6 protein-coding genes and 1 pseudogene are annotated in these 5408 nt (G+C 70.5%); 1 reads left to right on the top strand and 6 read right to left on the bottom strand.

The genetic code is table 11. The features are described from left to right. The 6 genes from VGD44_RS21875 to VGD44_RS21900 all read right to left on the bottom strand — a co-directional run. Positions 1 to 1117: PhoPQ-activated protein PqaA family protein (locus VGD44_RS21875; protein WP_331090497.1), on the bottom strand; the 1117-nt coding region annotated here is incomplete at its 3' end. Positions 1118 to 1168: 51 nt separating this feature from the next. Further along, positions 1169 to 1951 carry a thioesterase family protein gene (locus VGD44_RS21880; protein ID WP_331090498.1) on the bottom strand — a complete coding sequence of 261 codons (783 nt, stop codon included), beginning with the start codon at positions 1949 to 1951 and terminating at the stop codon, positions 1169 to 1171. Positions 1952 to 1977: 26 nt separating this feature from the next. Beyond that, positions 1978 to 3252 (bottom strand): dicarboxylate/amino acid:cation symporter, encoded by a 1275-nt coding sequence (locus VGD44_RS21885; protein ID WP_331090499.1) that lies wholly within the window; start codon positions 3250 to 3252, stop codon positions 1978 to 1980. Between the two features lie 69 nt (positions 3253 to 3321). After that, on the bottom strand, positions 3322 to 3498 hold the full coding sequence (locus tag VGD44_RS21890) for a hypothetical protein (RefSeq protein WP_331090500.1): 177 nt from the start codon (positions 3496 to 3498) through the stop codon (positions 3322 to 3324). Between the two features lie 76 nt (positions 3499 to 3574). After that, positions 3575 to 4378 (bottom strand): peptidylprolyl isomerase, encoded by an 804-nt coding sequence (locus VGD44_RS21895; RefSeq protein ID WP_331090501.1) that lies wholly within the window; start codon positions 4376 to 4378, stop codon positions 3575 to 3577. 48 nt (positions 4379 to 4426) lie between these two features. Further along, positions 4427 to 5050 carry a beta/gamma crystallin-related protein gene (locus tag VGD44_RS21900; RefSeq protein WP_331090502.1) on the bottom strand — a complete coding sequence of 208 codons (624 nt, stop codon included), beginning with the start codon at positions 5048 to 5050 and terminating at the stop codon, positions 4427 to 4429. Positions 5051 to 5259: 209 nt separating this feature from the next. Between VGD44_RS21900 and VGD44_RS21905 the strand changes: the two are divergent. Beyond that, positions 5260 to 5408, top strand: a pseudogene (locus VGD44_RS21905) (hypothetical protein); the annotation flags it as partial.

Raw genomic sequence — 5408 nt, forward strand, 5'->3', positions numbered from 1 at the left:
TCGTCCGCACGACGAGGGCGCCGTCCGCGCGCACGTCCCAGGCGTAGTCGGGCATCGGCCGCTTGCTGAGGACCGCGTCGTGGAACGCGGTGATGCTCTCGATCGCGTCGGTCCCGTCGAGCGAGTGGTTGGCGTTCGGGAGCATCCGCAGCCGCTTGGGCTCGGCGACCTTGGAATAGCCGTAGCGGGTGTTGTCGGGCGGGAAGTACTCGTCGCCCACCGCGTTGATCACGTACTTCGGGATCTTCATCGTGGGCCGCTCCTGGTAGTTGATCGGATCCTCGATGAGGTTGATCGCCGCCAGCGCCGGCTTGCCGATGCCGTCGGGAATCAGGCGGGCGTCGACGTAGTCCTGCAGCGCCGGCGAGAAGTAGCCCATGGCCCGCCAATGGTGGATCGCGGTCTGCTCGACGTTCAGCACGCTGATGACCAGCGGCACGATGCCCACGACGCGCTGATCGACGGCCCCCACGAGCCACGTCGTCCAGCCGCGCTTCGACGCGCCGGAGACCACGAAGCCGTCGATCTTGCGGCCGCCGTATTCGGTGGCGATGAACTCCTGGATCGCGGTCATCGCCTGGGTCCCGCTCTTCACCATCGGCAGGCGGAGGAGCTCGTCGGGATCCTGCGAGGTCGCGTAGCGGGCCTGCAGGTAGGCGATGATCTCGTCCTCGACGCGGGCCTCCTTCGCCGGGTCCCGGGCGAAGCTCAGCGGCTGGTTCGGCACGTCGTTGAGCTGGGCCACGACCGAGCCGGTCTCGACCGCCATCTTTGCGAAATGGGGCGGGGCCTCGGTCGGCGCAGGGTCACCCTTCTCGCCGCCCGTGATGTAGAGGAACGCCTGGCTGTGGCGCAGGTTGTCCGGCATGACGATGGTCAGCCAGTGCTTCCAGACGGTGCGGTCCACGTCCTTGGGCGCGTCCCACGTCTGGCTGGTCAGCTCCAGCACCGCGCAGCGATAGCCCTCGCCCTGGCAGAGGCCGGCGACGCGCCAGGTGTAGCTGGGGTCCGGCTTGGCGACGTAGGCGTCGAGGGCGTTGGGCGGACCGGCGGCCGCTGGCGCGGTGGTCAGCATCAATGCGGCGAACACGCCGCCGAGCAGCTTCAGAACGTCCATCGACGCCTCCCACCCTTCGGACCTGTGTGCGGTCCTTGGGAGAGAGCCTAGCTACACCTTCCGCTTCTGCGCCAGCGCCGTGCAGCTGGCCGAGCCGATCGCGCCCTGTTCGTCGTAGAGGCGGCACTCGGCGACCGCCACGCCGTCCGTGGCGCCGTGGCCGGTGACCTCGAAGCCGATCCAGTCGGTGACCGGCTCGCGGTGCATGTAGATCGTCGCGTCCGAGTTGATGTAGGCGAGGCCCTGGTCGCCCGAGTTGGCGAAGGGGCTGACGAAGTCGGCGGCGGTGGCCACGCGGGCGAACGGCGTGAACGGCTCACCCTCGACCAGTTCGCGGACTTCGGCCATCCAGATGCGGCGCGGCATGCCGGGCTGGCCGAAGCCGCCGGCGATCTGGCGCACCTGCCACATGCCGCCCAGGCCGCCGCGCTGGTCCTGCGGCGGGGCGATGTCGGCGGGCTTCGGCGCCTCCCAGTTCGGCGACGTCCAGACGTTGCCGGGTGGGTTCTCCGTGCGGCGCAGGAGCTGGCAGGTGGCGCGGCCGGCGCTCTCGCCGCCCGAGATGAACTCTGCGTCGACCACCTTTATGCGGTAGCCGTCCTTGACCACACGGGTGACCACCTCGACCGGCGAGAGGTCGGGCAGCTTGTACATGTCTACGGTCAGCCGCGAGGGCATGTAGTCGGGCGTTCGGTACTGGCGCTCGATCTCGGCGCCCAGCAGGCCGATGATCAGCCGGCCGTGCAGCGAGGTCCCAGTCCAGGGGCCGATGCCCACGCGGGTGGGATGGAAGCGCCCCTGCGCGTCCTTTCGAAAGAAGGGTTCGTTCGTCATGGCGCCGGCGAACCTGCCGGAACGGCTCAGGCTTGGCTAGTCGCCGGCTCGGGCTCCGGTTCGAGTTCGCCCTTCGCCAGGATCGCGGTCACCGCCATGTCGCCGGTGACATTGCCCAGGGTGCGGAAGATGTCAGGCACGACCTCGACCGCCAGCAGGATCGGCAGCAGGTCGATCGGCAGCCCGAGCGCGATGCAGATCGGCGCGACGCTGACGATGAACGACACTTGTCCCGGCAGGCCCACCGAGCCGACGCTGACCGCCAGGGCCACGAAGACCGCGCCGGCGTACTGCAGCGCCGACGGCTGGATGCCGTAGACGTGGGCCACGAAGATGCAGACGGCCAGGTTCACCGCCGGGCTGGTGAAGCGGAAGACGGCCACAGCCAACGGCAGGATCAGGTTGGCGATCCGCTCGGGCACGCCGAGGTCGTCGCGCGAGCGCTCGATCATGGCGGGCAGGCAGGCGAGCGACGACTGGGTGGCGAAGGCCGCCGCCAGCACCGGCGAGGTCGCCGTGGCCCAGCGGCCCACGGGCACGCGGCCGACGGTGATGGCCAGGATGTAGCCGATCACCGCGATGACCAGTCCGGCCAGCGAGGCCACCACGATGTACTGGCCGAGCACGCCCGCCGCGCCGACGCCGGCGCGCAGGCCCACGCCCAGGCCGAGCGCGAACACGCCCAGCGGCGCGACCACCAGCACCCAGCGGACGATCACGATCATCGCGTCACCCAGCGCCTCGAACACCTCGGTGAGGGTCTTGCCGCGGGCGGCCGGCAGGCGGGTGAGCGCGAAGCCCACGAAGACGGCGAACACCACCACCGGCAGCACGGCGTCCTCGGCGGCGGCCTTGATCGGGTTGGCGGGGGCCAGGCTCTTCACCCAGGCCGCGAAGTCGGGGGCGGTGGCGATGCCGGCGGGCGGCGCCTGGGCCCCGGCGCGCAGCGCGGTGGCGGCCGTCTCGGAGACCGGCCAGGCGGCCAGCACGCCGTTGACCAGCAGCACAGAGGTCACCGCCGAGAGGAGCAGGAGGGCAAGGAACCAGGCCACGCCGCGCACCGCCAGCCGCCCCGTCGCGGCGGCGTCCGACACCTGGGCGATGCCGGTGACCAGCACTGCGAAGATCAGCGGCACGACGGTCATCCGCAGCGCATTGAGCCAGAGCCCGCCCAGGGCCTCGACGCCTTCCACGATGCGCCTCGCCGGGTCGCCGCCATAGGCCGCGGCCAGGGCGCCCACGGCCACGCCGAGGGCGAGCGCGATCATCACCTGGACGCTCAGGGATTTCAGGAACTTCAACTTGGCCCCGCTGGCTGCTCGGGCGCGATCTGGCCCGCGCCGGGCGCACAGGGCAAGCGCTTGCTGCGGTCAGCCGGCCTTGGACTGGTAGCGGACCGAGAGGGAGGCAGGGGTCGAGCCGTCGGCATCGCGCAGGCGGTCGGCGACGTCATGCAGGGCCGCGTCCTGGTCCGGATAGCGGGCCAGTTCGCAACCGTCGCTACGGACGATCCACTCGCCCGTGTCCTCGACCACTTCGTAACGCATGAGTGTCCCAGATCTCCGGGACGCTGTAGGGCCAAGGTCGGGAACACAACAACTGCGCGCATCGTCGCAGCAAGCTTCACCTTACGCGCGAACTCACCTCCACGTCGCAGATCGAGAAGGCCGCGCCCTTCTGTCGTTTCAGCGCCGCCACCTTCGCCTGGAAGGCGGCGCCGCCGGTGTCCATCACCTCGATCCGGGGCCGCTCGGCCTGCGGCAGGTCGGCGAGCATCCGCACCTTCAGCATCAGGTCGGGCACCTTGGGCGGCTCGCCCACCGCCACCGTGCGGATGGCCTCGAGGCCCGACACGACGCGGCCGACGACGGTGTACTCGTGGTCCAGCCGCCGGGCCGGGGCGCGCATGAAGAAGATCTCGCTGTTGGCGGTGCCGGGGTCGGCCTGGCGGCCCATACCCATCACGCCCGGACAGTAGGCGCCCCAGCCGCGGATGCGCGGATCGGGGCGCAGCGCCTGCTCGCCCGCCGAGACCGCCTGGAACGGCGTCGCGCCCACGAAGCCCTCGCGGGCGTCGCTACGCTCGACCACGACCGTGGCCAGCTCGGCCGCGATCCGGAACGAGAACTCGGGCGGCAGGTCGGGGTGCTTCGAGGTCCCGCCGTCACGGTTGTTGGGGTTGCCGGTCTGGGCGACGAAGCCGTCGATTACCCGGTGGAACTGCAGGCCGTCGTAGACGCCCTCCCGGGCCAGCAGCTTGATCCGCGCCACGCCCTGAGGCGCGAACTCGGGCCGCAGCTCGACCACCACCTGGCCCTTGGTCGTGCCGATGACGAGCGTGTTCTCGGGGTCCAGCGGCCGCCAGTCGGCGGGCGCGGCGCCCATCAGCGCGATGGCCGCCAGTCCAAGCCCCAGAATCCGCAGCATTCGCCCCTCCTCGCCGTAGCGAGAGAGGGGCAGGCGCTCAGGCGCGGGTCAATACTTGCGGCAGAGCAGGTCGCGGATGACCGACGAGCGGCCCACGAACTCGCCGTCCGGCCCGACGGCCTCGCGGGCGCGTTCGCTGGAGTCGTACCAGACGGCCGAGCCCAGTCCGTGCGAGCGGCAGAAGGCGTTGGCGCCGCGCTCGCCGGCCGCCACGTCCACGCCGCGGACGGTCGGGCGGGCGAAGAAGACGGTGCGCGTTCCATCGACGCCGCGCGAGCTCGCGCCACCCGGGAAACCGCCGCCCCCAGGGTAGCCGCCACCGCCCGGATAGCCGCCCCCGCCGCCGGGCCGACCCACCGGCTCCATGGACGAGACCTGCTCGGCCAGGCCATAGGCGTTCAGGTGGGGTACGTCGCCCCGAACCTCCTGGCAGCGGCCGCGGAACTCGTCGTGCTCGCAGATCAGCCAGCGGCCTTCGAAGCGGGCGCTGCGGGCGCGGTCGTTGAAACGCCAGCGGCCGAGATCCGGCGCCGACTGGGTGATGGTGACGGAATTGCCCTGGAAGTTGGGCTGGTCGTAGAGCGTGGCCGTGCCGCCGCGATAGGGCTGGGCCTGGGCGGCGCCCGCCAGGGTCAGGGCCGCGAAGGCCGTTGCGCAGAACATCTTGGTCATGTCGGGCCTCCACAGCCGATTGCCGGACGACAAGAGCTTCGCCGTCATGAACCGACGCTGACAGGCTAGCGCAGCCTTGCGTCAGCTTCACTGCATTGATGCCCAAACGGACGCAATGTTCTGCTCGTGAGTCAATTTATCTCCGAACGGGACGCATTACCTTCTCTTCCGAAGACGGCGCGCAAGCCCGCGCCTAAGGAGAGTGACAAATGATCGACAAGCGACCCTTCGCGCGCCTGGGCGGCGCCGACCATGGCTGGCTCAAGGCCCGCCACCACTTCTCGTTCGCCAGCTACCACGACCCGGACAACATGGGCTGGGGCCCGATCCGGGTGTGGAACGACGACGAGATCGCCCC

Origin of the sequence: Phenylobacterium sp., from assembly GCF_036402295.1 — a bacterium.
Classification (GTDB): Bacteria; Pseudomonadota; Alphaproteobacteria; order Caulobacterales; family Caulobacteraceae; genus Phenylobacterium.